The organism is Streptococcus sanguinis SK355 (assembly GCF_000212855.1).
GTDB classification, from domain to species: domain Bacteria; phylum Bacillota; class Bacilli; order Lactobacillales; family Streptococcaceae; genus Streptococcus; species Streptococcus sanguinis_A.
Genome location: NZ_GL890993.1, coordinates 254153 through 269872, shown reverse-complemented (window position 1 = coordinate 269872; position 15720 = coordinate 254153). Strand labels below are relative to the sequence as shown.

Sequence of the window (15720 nt, the reverse complement as noted above, 5' to 3'; positions counted from 1 at the left end):
AAAAAAGGGATAAGAGCAAGTCTTGCTTCATAGTCCAGTTTTGAACACAGACCTGTGTTTTATTTGGTCTTTTTTTATCCCCTGGGGCAGACTATACTAGAAGCATAGAAATCAATCATTTTTTGAGGAGGAATGGAATATGCCGAACGTGAAAGACATTACCAGAGAATCTTGGATTTTGTCAACTTTTCCAGAATGGGGCACTTGGCTCAATGAAGAAATTGAAGAAGAAGTGGTGCCAGAAGGCAACTTTGCTATGTGGTGGCTGGGCAACTGCGGTGTCTGGATTAAGACGCCGGGCGGTGCCAATGTCGTCATGGATCTGTGGTCTAACCGAGGAAAATCAACCAAAAAGGTCAAAGATATGGTCAGAGGGCATCAAATGGCTAATATGGCCGGTGTCCGCAAGCTTCAGCCCAATCTGCGTGTGCAGCCTATGGTGATTGATCCTTTTGCTATCAATGAACTAGATTATTATTTGGTTTCTCATTTCCATAGCGATCACATTGACATCAATACCGCAGCGGCTATTGTGAACAATCCTAACTTAGACCATGTTAAGTTTGTCGGACCTTATGAGTGCGGCGAGATTTGGAAAAAATGGGGTGTGCCTGAAGAACGCATCATCGTTATCAAGCCAGGTGAAAGCTTTGAGTTTAAGGACATCAAGGTGACAGCTGTTGAATCATTTGACCGTACCTGTCTGGTGACTCTGCCAGTCGAAGGTGCTGAAGCTCAAGATGGGGAACTGGCTGGACTGGCTGTGACCGATGAAGAAATGGCACGCAAGGCCGTTAACTATGTCTTTGAAACACCAGGCGGAACCATCTATCACGGTGCAGACTCTCACTTCTCTAACTACTTTGCTAAGCACGGTAAGGACTTCCAGATTGATGTAGCTATCAATAACTATGGTGACAATCCTGTCGGTATTCAGGATAAGATGACGTCTATCGACTTACTGCGTATGGCTGAAAACCTGCGGGCTAAGGTCATCATCCCAGTTCATTATGATATCTGGTCCAACTTTATGGCTTCAACGGATGAGATTTTAGCCTTGTGGAAGATGCGCAAAGAGCGTCTTCAATATCAGTTCCATCCATTCATCTGGGAAGTGGGCGGCAAGTATACCTATCCTCTGGACAAAGATAGAATCGAATACCACCATCCTCGTGGCTTTGATGACTGTTTCGAGCAAGAGTCCAATATTCAATTTAAAGCCCTCCTTTAAAATTCTTTGAAAATCTTTAAACCTTGTCAGCCCTGCCATGCTGTGATCAAATTCAGTCCTTGGTTAGCTTTCTAGTTTGCTTTTAGATTTTCATTGATTATAAAATGTTTTTTTCTACTTGATGAGGCATGAGTTCAGATGAATAAAGGCTTCAGAAAGTATCCGATGAGATTATCCCTATCTTGCGATATAGGGATAATTTTCATATAATAGATATGAGACAATTTTTCGTTTCTACGACCGTTGTTTATCCTGTTCTGATGTCAGAACAGGTCATAGTAAAAATAAGGAGTATCCAATGTCACAATTATCAGTTAATGCCATTCGCTTTTTAGGGATTGACGCGATTGAAAAGTCTAAGTCAGGTCACCCAGGTGTAGTCATGGGCGCTGCGCCGATGGCTTACGACTTATTTACTAAACAACTGCGTATTAATCCAGAACAGCCAAACTGGATTAACCGCGACCGCTTCGTCCTGTCTGCAGGACATGGCTCTATGTTGCTTTATGCCTTGCTTCATCTGTCTGGCTTTGAAGATGTCAGCATAGAGGAAATTAAAAACTTCCGCCAATGGGGTTCTAAGACACCAGGTCACCCAGAGTTTGGGCACACAGCTGGTGTTGATGCCACTACTGGCCCACTGGGACAGGGTATTTCTACAGCTACTGGATTTGCTCAGGCAGAGCGTTTCTTGGCTGCTAAGTACAACCGTGATGGCTTCCCAATTTTTGACCATTACACTTATGTCATCTGTGGTGATGGCGATTTGATGGAGGGTGTTTCAGCTGAAGCTGCTTCTTACGCTGGTCTGCAAAAGCTGGACAAGCTGGTTGTTCTCTATGATTCAAATGATATCAACCTAGATGGAGAGACCAAGGATTCCTTTACAGAAGATGTTCGTGCCCGCTATGAAGCTTATGGCTGGCATACTGCCTTGGTAGAAGATGGGACAGATCTTGCAGCGATTGATGCAGCTATCAATGAAGCTAAATCTTCCGGCAAGCCATCTTTGATTGAAGTTAAGACGGTTATCGGTTACGGTTCTCCAAACAAGCAAGGAACTAATGCAGTTCACGGCGCCCCTCTTGGAGCAGAAGAAGCAGAAGCTACTCGTCAAGCCTTGGGCTGGGACTATGCGCCGTTTGAGATTCCTGAGGAAGTCTATGCTGACTACCGCACAAATGTAGCAGAGCGTGGTGCAGCAGCATATGATGATTGGAAACAGTTAGTAGAGGACTACAAGCAAGCCCATCCAGATTTGGCGACAGAAGTAGCAGCTATCATTGCTGGTCAGGATCCAGTAGAAATCAAACCAGAAGACTTCCCAGTGCTTGAAAATGGCTTCTCTCAAGCAACCCGTAATTCTAGTCAGGATGCCCTTAATGCAGCAGCTAAGGTCCTTCCAACTTTCCTCGGTGGTTCTGCTGACTTGGCTCATTCCAATATGACCTACATCAAGGAAGACGGCTTGCAGGATGATGCCCACCGTCTCAACCGCAATATCCAATTTGGTGTGCGCGAGTTTGCTATGGGAACAATTCTCAACGGTATGGCGCTTCATGGTGGTCTTCGCGTTTACGGTGGTACCTTCTTCGTCTTCTCAGACTATGTCAAGGCAGCTGTCCGTTTGTCTGCCCTACAAGGTTTACCAGTGACTTATGTATTTACTCACGACTCTATTGCAGTAGGTGAAGACGGCCCAACTCATGAGCCGATTGAGCACTTGGCTGGTCTGCGTGCCATTCCAAACCTGACTGTTTTCCGCCCAGCAGATGCGCGTGAAACTCAGGCAGCTTGGTACCTGGCCCTTAAGAGCCAATCTACTCCGACTGCTCTGGTCTTGACCCGTCAGAATCTGACAGTTGAAGAAGGCACAGACTTTGACAAGGTAGCTAAAGGTGCTTATGTCGTTTACGAAACAGGAGCAGATTTCGATACCATCTTGCTGGCTTCTGGTTCTGAGGTTAATTTGGCTGTTGCAGCTGCTAAAGCACTTGCAGCAGAAGGTGCTAAAATCCGCGTGGTCAGCGTGCCATCAACAGAACTTTTTGATGCTCAAGATTCAGTCTACAAAGAAGAAATTCTGCCAAATGCAGTTCGTCGCCGCGTAGCGATCGAGATGGCAGCTAGCCAGCCTTGGTACAAGTATGTGGGTCTGGATGGTGCAGTTATCGGAATCGACCAGTTCGGTGCATCTGCTCCAGCAGGCAAGGTTCTGGAAGAATACGGCTTTACAGTTGAGCACGTAGCAGAAGTTGTTAAAAATCTTAAATAAAAAGACATAAAATCAGGGTGTCGGTCATCCTGATTTTTGCTTTTTTAGAAAATGTCGTTAGGTCAGTCACGCTTCCTCCGACTTGAGACGGACTTTGCCTGAAAAGTCAGAATCGTCTTGTAAAAATAAGGGAAATCTGCTATAGTAGTTCATATATGACATTCGAAGGAGAAAATATATGAATCCAACTATGCTTATTGTCTTTGCAGTTGTACTGATAGGGATGACCTATTTCCAAATGCGTGCCCAAAAGAAACAGGCTCAACAGCGTATGGAAAGTCTTAACAAGCTGCAAAAGGGTTATGAAGTTATTACCATCGGTGGTTTGTATGGAACGGTAGATGAAGTGGACACAGATAAAAAGACAGTCGTTCTGGATGTGGACGGTGTTTACCTGACTTTTGAACTGACAGCTATTAAGACTGTACTGCCATTGACTGAGGGGATTCCTGCTGTTGCTGGCGGTGAGGGAAGCGTTGACCTTCCCGAGGAAGAATCAGCGATTGAAGAGTAAAGAAAGAAACAGCTTGCGGGCTGTTTTTTTTGTTTTGGTTCATGTAGCTAGGGGTGTTTGATTGCAACCTTATCTGCCTCGCAGTTTGGACAAGATGGGTGAGTTTGGATTCTCTGGTTGACATTCTGTCCTTATTTTATGCTCTCAGGCTTGAAAAAGCGGATGAATTGCCCACATTCCAAGGATTTATGATATAATGAACTGATAAAACTTTAAATAGGATAAAAAGTATGTTTAGTTTTAAGAAAAAAGAAAAGCTGAACGCACCGCTGAATGTTCCAAAGCACATTGCTGTTATTATGGACGGCAACGGCCGTTGGGCCAAAAAAAGGATGCAGCCGCGCGTGTTCGGCCATAAGGCTGGCATGGAAACCTTGCAAAAGGTGACGATTGCTGCCAAGGAAATGGGTGTTCAGGTCTTGACTGTCTATGCCTTTTCAACGGAAAATTGGTCTCGTCCGGAAAAGGAAGTTTCCTTTATCATGAATCTGCCGGTTGAATTTTACGACCGCTATGTGCCGGAGCTGCACAAAAACAATGTTAAAATCCAGATGATTGGTGATACGGCTAAGCTTCCTAAGGCGACATTTGAAGCTCTGGAAAAGGCTGAAAGCCTAACCAAGCTCAATACAGGCTTGATTCTCAATTTTGCTCTAAACTACGGTGGCCGATATGAGATCAATCAGGCTGTTAAAGAGATTGCTCAGGATGTTCTGGATGCCAAACTCAGTCCCGGTGACATTACTGAGGACATCATTGGCAACTACCTCTATACCAGCAATTTGCCTAAGATGCTGCGTGACCCGGATCTGGTGATTCGGACTAGTGGAGAGCTACGTCTCAGCAATTTTCTGCCTTGGCAGTCAGCCTACAGTGAGCTGTATTTTACGGATATCCTCTGGCCTGACTTTGATGAGAAGGCTTTGAAGGCTGCAATTGCAGAATACAGCCGTCGGAATCGACGCTTTGGCGGTGTTTAAGGGAGAAAGTAAAAGAGTATGAGTAAAAATTTACAAAAACGTCTAATCTTTGGAGGAATCGCTCTTGCTATTTTTATTCCTCTGGTATTGACAGGAGGCGTCATCTTTCAGATTTTTGTGGGGCTGCTGGCTATGCTGGCGGTGCATGAATTTCTCCAAATGAAAGGTCTGCCGACGGCGACAATCGAGGGTGTCTTGGCCATGCTGGCAGCCTTTGTCCTAACCCTGCCTCTAGAGAACTATCTGAAGTTTCTGCCGGTCGATGGCAATGTCTTGGCCTATGGCTTGGTCGTCTTCCTTCTGTTGATTTCGACTGTTCTAGGTTCTAACTACACTTTTGAAGATGCGGCCTATCCGATTGCAGCTAGTTTTTATGTCGGTCTTGGTTTTAATGCCTTGATTGATGCCCGCTTGATGAATATTGACAAGGTCCTGTTAGCTCTCTTTATCGTTTGGGCTACGGACAGCGGAGCTTATCTGGTCGGGGTGCGTTTCGGTAAAAGAAAGCTGGCGCCGAGAGTTTCTCCTAATAAGACTATTGAAGGAAGCTTGGGCGGCATTCTATCAGCCGTTCTAGTGACTGGAATCTTCATGTTGGTTCGACCGCAAGTGTACGCACCTTATAATGCCTTTGTCTTTTTGATTCTGGCAGTGCTCTTTAGTATTGCAGGCCAGCTAGGTGATTTGGTCGAAAGCTCAGTCAAGCGTCATTTCGGGGTCAAGGATTCTGGTAAATTCATTCCTGGCCACGGCGGTGTCTTGGATCGTTTTGACAGCCTTCTCTTCGTTTTTCCGCTGATGCATTTCTTCGGCTTGTTCTAAGACAGTTGTGCATGGCTGAAAGCAGGGGATGGCAAGTTTGTCCAAAGACCGCAAAATCTGAGAAGGAACTAGGATTTAGAGTTCAAAATTTTGAGTTGAGCTTGTAACCTATTTTCAAAAGTGTCAGCTATGCAGGGGCGGGAAGCTCGGTATTTGGCCGTTTTCTGCTCCTTCTTTGATTTAAAGAAAAAAACAAGATTTCTAGGAAAGGTAAAATTAGAAGTCCATGCAGTTTATAACCTTTATTATTATTTTTGGGATCATTGTGGTGGTCCATGAGTTCGGACACTTCTACTTTGCGAAGAAGTCCGGCATTTTGGTCAGAGAGTTCGCTATCGGTATGGGACCCAAGATTTTCTCCCATATTGGCAAGGACGGGACGGCCTATACGATTCGGATTTTACCCTTGGGGGGCTATGTACGCATGGCCGGCTGGGGGGAAGATTCCACTGACATTAAGGTGGGGACACCGGCTAGTCTGACCTTGGATGCAGAGGGCAAGGTGGTTCGCATCAATCTCTCTGGCAAAAAGGTTGACCAGACAGCTCTGCCTATGAATGTGACCGGCTTTGACTTTGAGGAAAAGCTGGAAATCACAGGTCTGGTCCTTGACGAGTTCAAGACTTGTGCAGTAGATCATGATGCAACGATTGTTGAAGAAGATGGCACTGAGGTGCGGATTGCACCGCTGGATGTTCAATATCAGAATGCTAGTATCTGGGGTCGCCTCATCACCAACTTTGCTGGGCCTATGAATAACTTCATCCTGAGCGTGCTGGTATTTATGCTGCTGGCCTTTGTTCAGGGTGGCGTTCGCGATGAGAACAGCAATCATTTTCAAGTCATGGATGGTAGTGCCATAGCAGCTGCTGGGGTTCAAAATAATGACCAAATCCTTAAGATTAATGACTATGAGATTGGCAACTGGGCGGATCTAACCAGCGCTCTGGCAAAAATCACTGCCAAGAGCAAGGAAGCACCGACCTTGTCTGTTACCTACAAACACGGCAGCGAAACGAAAGAGATTACTGTACAGCCTAAAAAAGACGGAAATCGTTATCTGCTGGGTGTATCCCCGACGGTCAAGACAGGCTTCTGGGACAAGGTGATTGGCGGTTTTACTGCAGCTTGGTCTACCACGGTTCGCATTTTGTCAGCTCTGAAAGATATCGTCTTCAACTTCAATATCAATAAGCTGGGCGGTCCGGTCGCTATTTACAATTTCAGCAGCCAAGCTGCAGAGCAAGGATTGCCAGCAGTACTCAGCCTTTTGGCCATGCTGTCGCTCAATATCGGTATTTTCAACCTGATTCCCATTCCAGCCTTGGATGGTGGAAAAATCGTCCTCAATATTCTGGAGGCTATCCGCAGAAAACCGTTGAAAAGAGAAACGGAGACCTATATCACTCTGTCTGGAGTGGCTATTATGGTCATCTTGATGATTGCCGTTACCTGGAACGATATTATGAAATTATTCTTCTAGGAAACTAAAGTTCTTAGAACTATGAAAAAGAAATTATTCAATGAAAGTCAAGGAGTTTTGTTTTTATGAAACAAAGTAAAATGTTAATTCCAACCCTGCGTGAGATGCCTAGCGATGCTCAAGTTATCAGCCACGCTCTCATGCTGCGGGCTGGCTATGTCCGTCAGGTTTCAGCCGGAGTTTATTCTTATCTGCCGCTGGCCAATCGCGTGATTGAAAAAGCAAAAAAAATCATGCGGGAAGAGTTTGACAAGATTGGTGCGGTTGAGATGCTGGCGCCTGCCCTGCTCAGTGCAGACCTCTGGCGCGAGTCTGGCCGTTATGAGACCTATGGTGAAGACCTCTACAAGCTTAAAAATCGTGAGAAATCAGACTTTATCCTAGGGCCAACCCATGAGGAAACCTTTACGGCTATCGTCCATGATTCGGTTAAATCCTACAAACAGCTGCCGCTCAATCTCTATCAGATTCAGCCTAAATACCGCGATGAAAAACGTCCTCGTAACGGGCTCTTGCGGACGCGTGAGTTTATCATGAAAGATGCCTACAGTTTCCACGCTAACTATGACAGCTTGGATGTAGCTTATGATGAATACAAGTCTGCCTATGAGAAAATCTTTACCCGCAGCGAGCTGGATTTCAAAGCTATTATCGGTGATGGCGGTGCTATGGGGGGTAAGGACAGCCAAGAATTCATGGCCATTACGCCGGACCGGACGGATTTGAACCGCTGGGTGGTCTTGGACAAGTCTGTAGCCAGCTTTGATGAAATTCCTGAGGATGTTCAGGAAGCTATTCGGACAGAATTGACCAGCTGGATGGTATCTGGTGAGGATACCATTGCCTACTCCAGTGAGTCCAGCTATGCTGCCAACCTTGAAATGGCGACAGATGAATACAAGCCAGCAGGACGTGTCGTGACTGAGGAAGAAGTAGCCCGCGTTTCAACGCCTGACTGCAAGACAATTGACGAAGTTGCTGCCTTCCTTGGACTGGATGAAAGCCAGACAATCAAGACCTTGGTTTACATGGCTGACGAGTCTCCTGTCGTAGCTCTTCTGGTCGGCAATGACCAGCTTAATGAAGTCAAGCTGAAAAATCATTTGGCAGCGGATTTCTTTGATGTGGCGAGTGAAGATCAAGTCCGTCAGCTCCTAGGAGCAGGTTTTGGCTCACTAGGGCCAGTCAATCTGCCTGAAGGTGTGAGAATCATTGCTGACCGTAAGGTGCAAGATCTAGCTAATGCAGTAGTTGGTGCTAACGAAGATGGTTACCACCTGACTGGTGTCAATCCAGGTCGTGACTTTACCGCTGAGTATGTGGATATCCGTGAGGTTCGTGAGGGTGAAATTTCGCCGGACGGTCAAGGTGTTCTCAAGTTTGCTCGTGGGATTGAGATTGGGCACATCTTCAAGCTGGGAACTCGCTACTCTGAAAGCATGAACGCCAATGTCTTAGACGAGAATGGCCGAGCAGTACCGATGATTATGGGTTGTTACGGTATCGGCGTCAGCCGTCTCTTGTCTGCTGTTATGGAGCAGCATGCCCGTCTCTTTGTCAATAAAACTCCTAAGGGTGAATTCCGCTATGCTTGGGGCATCAACTTCCCGAAAGAGCTGGCACCATTTGATGTGCACTTGATTCCGGTCAATGTCAAGGACGAGGAAGCCTTGGCTCTAACTGACCAAATCGAGGCTAACTTGCTAAGTGCTGGTTATGAGGTCTTGGTGGATGATCGCAATGAGCGAGCTGGTGTTAAGTTCAGCGACAGTGATTTGATTGGTCTCCCAATCCGTGTGACAGTTGGTAAGAAAGCTGCAGAAGGCATTGTCGAAGTCAAGATTAAGGCTACTGGCGATACCATTGAAGTCCACTCCGATAATCTGCTAGAAACCTTGTCTATTTTGACAAAATAAAACAAACTGCCAGTTTTGTCTGGCAGTTTTCTTTTGCTTATTGGTCTTGAAAATGCTATAGTAGGAAAAAATAGATTGGAGGACCGAATGATGGGATTATTCAGCGGTTTATTAGGCAATGCCTCTCAGAAAGATATTGAAAAAACAGAAAGACAATTGGAGGATATTCTGACATCAACAGAGAATGTGGAACTGGCTTTTAGCCTCATTCGTGACTTGATTGTTTTTACAGATAAGCGTTTAATCTTGGTCGACAAGCAGGGAATGACTGGCAAAAAGACTTCTTATAAGTCCTTTCCTTATCGCTCTATCAGTCGCTTCTCAGTTGAAACTGCGGGTCATTTCGACCTAGATGCTGAACTGAAAATCTGGGTTTCCAGCGCTCAAGAGCCAGCAGAAGTCCTTCAATTTACCAGCGACCGCAGCGTTATAGCCATTCAAAAGGCTTTGGCAGAAGCAGTGTTAAGATAGACAGAAAAAGCCTTCTGAGCATTAACTGTAAAGTTAAATCACTCAGAAAGCCTTTTTTATTCTTCTGTGAATCCTTGAGATAGCAGATAAGAGAAGAAATCTTCGGGCTTTTCCTTAAGCTTTTTGAACAGATTGTCTTCAGATGTTTCTCCTAAAGCAGCCATCACTTGTTTTTTATTTGCTTTGCTGAGGTCAAAGTGGGCAATTTGTTCAACAGTTTTCCTGTCTGCTGAAACTTTGACTTCAACTGTGACTCCGTCTAACTTGCTAAATTTATCATAAAAATCACCAGTTTTCAATTCTTCTTGATAAATGTTGTTGATTTCTTCAGTACTCTTGTTTTGCTCGTCCTCTTGTGTTGGTTTACCAGCCATAAAATCGAAGGCTAGAATCTTATTTTTCTGATAATAAACAACAATTTTATTACTGTAACCGTTAGGAATATTGTAAGAAAAAGTCTTTCTTTCAGTCTTTTCTTTTTTGGCTTTGTTTTGACTCTGATTTTGCTTGGGCTTGTTTTCTTGCTTATGCTGATTAGGCATACTGCAGGCAGTCAGGGTCAGCAGACAAGCGCTGGCTAATAGAATTTTCTTCACAATTAAGACTCCTTTTGATAAATGTTCTGTTCTATTATATCATAACTTAGTATCAAGAGAATGCATTGACAATTGTGTAGGAGTCGCGCTTTGCCCTACTCTTTTTCTGTCGAAAAAAGTGTTGATTTATGGTAAAATAGGGTCACTACTGTACGAGGAAATGTCATGTCAAACAAGTTTGAAATTTTAATGAATCAGCTGGATATGCCACTGGAAATGAGAAATTCAGAGGCCTTTTTGAATGCAGAAATAGAGAAGGTTCTGGTCCACAAGGTCAGTCGGGTCTGGGAGTTTCATTTTTCTTTTGCGAATATTCTGCCTATTGAGATTTTTCGGGAATTGCAGAAGCGCCTAGCTCAAGAGTTTTCTAAGACGGGCAATCAAGCTGTTTTTGAAATTCACTGTCAGGCTCCTCAGCTATCGGATGAGCTCTTGCAGGCTTATTACCAGCAGGCTTTTGAAGAGGGACCTTGTGCCAGTCATGGATTTAAGAGTCTTTATCAGGAATTGCAGGTTCATTTGGATGGAGACAAGCTGCTGATTGAGGGGGCTTCGACCATTGATACGGAGCATTTTCGCAAGAACCACCTGCCCAATCTCAGCCAGCAGCTAGTCAAGTACGGCTTTCCTCAGCTGACCTGTCAGGTTCAGCACAGCGATGAACTGACCCAGCAACAAGCGGAGAATTTCCAGGCGGAGAATGACAAGATTGTTCAGGCGGCCAATGAAGAAGCACTCAAAGCCATGGAATCCCTGCAGCAGATGGCACCACCGCCAGAGGAAAAGCCGACCTATGACTTCCAAGCTCGCAAGGCTGTGGCTAAACCAAAGCTGGACAAAACAGAGATTACCCCTATGATTGAAGTTCAGACTGAGGAAAACCGTCTGGTCTTTGAGGGAATGGTCTTTGACCTGGAGCAGAAGGTCACTCGGACTGGCCGAGTCTTGCTCAATTTCAAGATGACAGACTATACTTCCAGCTTCTCCTTGCAAAAATGGATGAAAAACGAAGAAGAAGCCAAGAAGTTTGACATGATTAAGAAGGGCGCCTGGCTGCGCGTGCGGGGAAATGTGGAGATGAACAACTTCACCCGCGACCTGACCATGAATGTGCAGGATGTGCAGGCCGTCACCCACTATGAGCGCAAGGACTTGATGCCTGAGGGGCAGAAGCGGGTTGAGTTTCACGCTCATACTAATATGTCTACTATGGATGCCCTACCTGAGGTGGAGGAAATCGTGGCAACGGCCGCCAAGTGGGGCCACAAGGCTGTCGCCATTACCGACCATGGCAATGTGCAGAGCTTTCCCCATGGCTATAAGGCTGCCAAGAAGGCTGGTATTCAGCTGATTTACGGCATGGAGGCCAATATTGTAGAAGACCGGGTGCCCATCGTCTACAATGAAGTAGATATGGAGCTGAGCGATGCGACCTATGTAGTCTTTGACGTGGAAACAACAGGGCTTTCAGCGGTCTACAATGACTTGATTCAAGTCGCTGCCAGCAAGATGCACAAGGGCAATATCATCGCTGAGTTTGATGAGTTTATCAATCCTGGGCATCCTCTTTCGGTCTTTACGACGGATCTAACCGGGATTACAGATGAGCATGTCCGCAATGCCAAACCGCTAGAGCAAGTGCTGAAAGAGTTTCAGGAATTTTGCAAGGACAGTGTGCTCGTGGCCCATAATGCTACCTTTGACGTAGGCTTTATGAATGTCAACTATGAGCGTCATGGCTTGCCGAAGATTACTCAGCCAGTCATTGACACACTGGAATTTGCCCGCAACCTCTATCCAGAGTACAAGCGTCATGGTCTGGGGCCTTTGACCAAGCGTTTCCAGATTGCTCTGGAGCACCACCACATGGCCAACTATGACGCGGAAGCGACGGGCCGCCTCCTCTTTATCTTTATCAAGGATGTGGCTGAAAAGCATGGTGTGACCAATCTCAAGGATTTGAATACGGATCTGGTCGATGAGAATTCCTACAAGAAAGCTCGGGTCAAGCATGCGACTATTTATGTGAAAAATCAGACGGGACTAAAGAATATTTTCAAGTTAGTCAGTCTGTCCAATACCAAATATTTTGAAGGTGTCCCGCGGATTCCACGGACTGTGCTGGATGCCCATCGTGAAGGCTTGATTTTAGGCTCGGCCTGCTCAGAGGGCGAAGTTTATGACGCTGTTGTCTCTCAGGGGGTAGATGCGGCTGTCGAAGTAGCCAAGTATTATGACTTTATCGAGGTCATGCCGCCGGCTATCTATGAACCGCTGATTGCCAAGGAACAAATCAAGGACCAGGAAGAACTGCAGACCATTATTCGCAATCTGATTGAGGTCGGAGATCGCTTGGGCAAGCCTGTCCTTGCGACGGGAAACGTCCACTATATCGAGCCGGAAGAAGAAATCTATCGTGAGATTATCGTACGGAGTCTCGGTCAGGGAGCCATGATTAACCGGACTATTGGTCACGGTGAAAATGCCCAGCCTGCGCCGCTCCCTAAGGCTCACTTCCGGACCACCAATGAAATGTTGGACGAATTTGCCTTCCTAGGCGAGGATTTGGCTAAGAAGCTGGTTATCACCAATCCGAATCAGCTGGCGGAGACCTTTGAGCCGGTAGAGGTGGTCAAGGGCGACCTCTATACGCCTTTCATTGACAAGGCTGAGGAGACAGTTGCTGAGCTGACCTATCAAAAAGCCTTTGAGATTTATGGCAATCCGCTGCCAGATATCGTGGACTTGCGGATCGAAAAAGAGTTGACCTCCATCTTGGGTAATGGTTTTGCCGTGATTTATCTGGCTTCGCAGATGTTGGTGCAGCGCTCCAATGAGCGGGGCTATCTTGTAGGTTCACGGGGGTCTGTTGGATCCAGCTTTGTCGCGACCATGATTGGAATTACCGAGGTTAATCCCCTGTCGCCCCACTATGTCTGTGGCAAATGCCAATACAGCGAGTTCATCACGGACGGCTCCTATGGTTCTGGCTTTGATATGCCGGATAAGGACTGTCCAGAGTGCGGCCACAAGCTGAGTAAGAACGGTCAGGATATTCCTTTTGAGACCTTCCTTGGATTTGACGGAGACAAGGTACCTGATATTGACTTGAACTTCTCCGGAGAAGATCAGCCAAGCGCCCATTTGGACGTGCGGGATATCTTTGGTTCAGAATACGCCTTTCGGGCTGGGACCGTTGGTACCGTTGCGGCTAAGACGGCCTATGGATTTGTCAAGGGCTATGAGCGCGACTACGGGAAATTCTACCGAGACGCGGAAGTTGAGCGTCTGGCGCAGGGAGCTGCCGGAGTCAAGCGGACGACTGGACAACACCCGGGCGGAATCGTTGTTATCCCTAACTACATGGATGTTTATGACTTTACACCAGTCCAATATCCAGCTGACGATGTGACGGCCGAGTGGCAAACCACCCACTTTAACTTCCATGATATCGATGAAAATGTCCTCAAGCTAGACGTTCTGGGACACGATGATCCGACCATGATTCGGAAGCTTCAGGACTTGTCTGGCATTGATCCCAATGACATTCCTATGGATGATGCTGGCGTCATGGCCCTCTTTTCTGGTACAGACATTTTGGGTGTGACTCAGGAGCAAATCGGCACACCGACTGGTATGCTGGGAATTCCGGAGTTTGGGACCAACTTTGTACGGGGTATGGTTGATGAGACCCATCCGACGACATTTGCCGAGCTCTTACAGCTATCTGGTCTCTCTCATGGTACGGATGTTTGGCTGGGTAATGCTCAGGACTTGATCAAGCAAGGGATTGCCGACCTGTCTACCGTTATCGGCTGTCGGGACGACATCATGGTTTACCTCATGCACAAGGGCTTGGATCCTAAGATGGCCTTTACGATCATGGAGCGCGTGCGGAAGGGCCTTTGGCTGAAGATTTCTGAAGAAGAGCGCAACGGCTACATCGCAGCCATGAAGGAAAACAATGTGCCAGAGTGGTACATCGAGTCCTGTGGAAAGATCAAGTACATGTTTCCCAAGGCCCATGCGGCAGCCTACGTTATGATGGCCCTGCGGGTGGCCTACTTCAAGGTACATCATCCGATTTATTACTACTGTGCCTACTTCTCTATTCGGGCCAAGGCATTTGATATTAAGACCATGAGTGGCGGACTTGATGCCGTCAAACGCCGGATGAGCGAAATCGCTGAAAAGCGCAAGAACAACGAAGCTTCCAATGTAGAAATTGACCTTTATACGACTCTGGAAATCGTCAATGAAATGCTGGAGCGAGGCTTCAAATTCGGAAAGCTAGATCTCTACAAGAGTCATGCGACCGAGTTTCTCATCGAAGGGGACACCCTTATCCCGCCATTCTCTGCCATGGACGGTCTGGGGGATAACGTTGCCCGCCAAGTGGTCAGAGCGCGGGAAGAAGGCGAATTTCTCTCTAAGACAGAACTCCGCAAACGCGGCGGCCTCTCTAGCACCCTAGTCGAAAAAATGGACGACATGGGTATTCTAGGAAATATGCCCGAGGATAACCAGTTGAGTCTGTTTGATGAGTTTTTTTAAGAAGGATGTTTATGGAAAATATTACGGAACAATTTAATGCGGTTGCTTTAGAATATGATTGGGTAACTACTCTTTTGGAAGGCAAGCCCGATTATCTACTGGATAATTTGCCTGACCGTAGAGTTTCCGCTTTGGATATTGGTTGTGGCGGAGGGAATACCTGCATTTTTCTGTCTTCATATTTTCAACATGTGACAGGAATAGATCTTTCTGTGGATTTTCTGCAGATAGCAAAAGATAAAGTAGAAAAAGAAGATTTACAGAATGTAGAATTACTGCAGGATGATTTTTTAACCGCTGTTTTTGAGAAACAATTTGATTTTATTTTCAGTCGAACGACATTTCATCATTTGGACATCCCTGAAGCTTTGGAAAAATGTAAGAAATTACTAAAGCCAGGTGGCATCCTGTTTGTTATGGACAATGTATCAGAAAAGCCCACTCCTTCAACTTGGACCTATGTTGTAGGTGCCTATTTAGATTTTCCTCGACACTGGAAAAGATTCGGCTTGAAAAATGCCAGAAGAATCTTCAAACATAGCACCTCCAAATCTTGGCTCAATCATTTAGCAACAGATCGCTACCTTTCTAAAAAAGGATATGAAGAGATTTATGGGAAGTTGCTGCCAGGCTGTAAATTAATTCAGGATGGTTGGAATATGAAAGTCATCTGGCATCATAAACCAATAGATGGTTAACAAAGGAAAGGACTCTCTCATGAAACTTAGAATAAATGCCGAAGATAAGCCAGCGCAAAAAGTGTTTGATTACCAGCTGGATCTTGATCCAGATACGATTTTGAAAATGACCGCTTTGATTTGTGGTACGGTAGCAGCGGTTAGCCTGCTGTCCTTATTTAAAGAGAAATAACAAAAGAA

12 protein-coding genes are annotated in these 15720 nt (G+C 45.9%); 11 read left to right on the top strand and 1 reads right to left on the bottom strand.

Features of this window, described 5'->3' with window-relative positions; genetic code table 11:
- Positions 1-139 precede the first annotated feature (139 nt).
- The 8 genes from ulaG to HMPREF9389_RS09985 all read left to right on the top strand — a co-directional run bounded on the left by ulaG (position 140) and on the right by HMPREF9389_RS09985 (position 9692).
- The gene (gene ulaG / locus HMPREF9389_RS09950) at positions 140-1231 is read left to right on the top strand and encodes an L-ascorbate 6-phosphate lactonase (RefSeq protein ID WP_002902226.1); all 1092 of its coding nucleotides are present in this window, start codon (positions 140-142) and stop codon (positions 1229-1231) included.
- Between the two features lie 298 nt (positions 1232-1529).
- The gene (tkt, locus tag HMPREF9389_RS09955; RefSeq protein ID WP_002927945.1) at positions 1530-3506 is read left to right on the top strand and encodes a transketolase; all 1977 of its coding nucleotides are present in this window, start codon (positions 1530-1532) and stop codon (positions 3504-3506) included.
- Positions 3507-3684: 178 nt separating this feature from the next.
- The gene (gene yajC, locus HMPREF9389_RS09960) at positions 3685-4020 is read left to right on the top strand and encodes a preprotein translocase subunit YajC (protein ID WP_002927941.1); all 336 of its coding nucleotides are present in this window, start codon (positions 3685-3687) and stop codon (positions 4018-4020) included.
- Positions 4021-4250: 230 nt separating this feature from the next.
- Positions 4251-5000, top strand: coding sequence for an isoprenyl transferase (locus tag HMPREF9389_RS09965; RefSeq protein WP_002927938.1), 750 nt, complete (start codon positions 4251-4253; stop codon positions 4998-5000).
- Positions 5001-5018: 18 nt separating this feature from the next.
- Entirely contained in the window at positions 5019-5822 is an 804-nt protein-coding gene (locus HMPREF9389_RS09970) for a phosphatidate cytidylyltransferase (protein WP_002927931.1), read from the top strand.
- Positions 5823-6048: 226 nt separating this feature from the next.
- Positions 6049-7305, top strand: a complete 1257-nt coding sequence (gene rseP, locus HMPREF9389_RS09975) for an RIP metalloprotease RseP (protein ID WP_002927926.1) — start codon at positions 6049-6051, stop codon at positions 7303-7305.
- 65 nt (positions 7306-7370) lie between these two features.
- On the top strand, positions 7371-9221 hold the full coding sequence (locus HMPREF9389_RS09980) for a proline--tRNA ligase (RefSeq protein WP_002927922.1): 1851 nt from the start codon (positions 7371-7373) through the stop codon (positions 9219-9221).
- A gap of 90 nt (positions 9222-9311) precedes the next feature.
- On the top strand, positions 9312-9692 hold the full coding sequence (locus HMPREF9389_RS09985) for a PH domain-containing protein (protein WP_023916976.1): 381 nt from the start codon (positions 9312-9314) through the stop codon (positions 9690-9692).
- Between the two features lie 56 nt (positions 9693-9748).
- Here HMPREF9389_RS09985 and HMPREF9389_RS09990 read toward each other — a convergent pair whose 3' ends face one another.
- The gene (locus tag HMPREF9389_RS09990) at positions 9749-10288 is read right to left on the bottom strand and encodes a hypothetical protein (RefSeq protein ID WP_002927920.1); all 540 of its coding nucleotides are present in this window, start codon (positions 10286-10288) and stop codon (positions 9749-9751) included.
- 165 nt (positions 10289-10453) lie between these two features.
- Here HMPREF9389_RS09990 and HMPREF9389_RS09995 point away from each other — a divergent pair, with 165 nt between their 5' ends.
- Genes HMPREF9389_RS09995 through HMPREF9389_RS12110 form a run of 3 tightly spaced genes read left to right on the top strand, consistent with a single transcriptional unit; the run spans position 10454 to position 15712 of the window.
- Entirely contained in the window at positions 10454-14842 is a 4389-nt protein-coding gene (locus HMPREF9389_RS09995; protein ID WP_002927917.1) for a PolC-type DNA polymerase III, read from the top strand.
- An 11-nt stretch (positions 14843-14853) separates the two neighbouring features.
- Positions 14854-15540, top strand: coding sequence for a class I SAM-dependent methyltransferase (locus HMPREF9389_RS10000; RefSeq protein WP_032906159.1), 687 nt, complete (start codon positions 14854-14856; stop codon positions 15538-15540).
- Positions 15541-15559: 19 nt separating this feature from the next.
- The gene (locus tag HMPREF9389_RS12110) at positions 15560-15712 is read left to right on the top strand and encodes a hypothetical protein (RefSeq protein ID WP_002893811.1); all 153 of its coding nucleotides are present in this window, start codon (positions 15560-15562) and stop codon (positions 15710-15712) included.
- Positions 15713-15720: the final 8 nt, after the last annotated feature.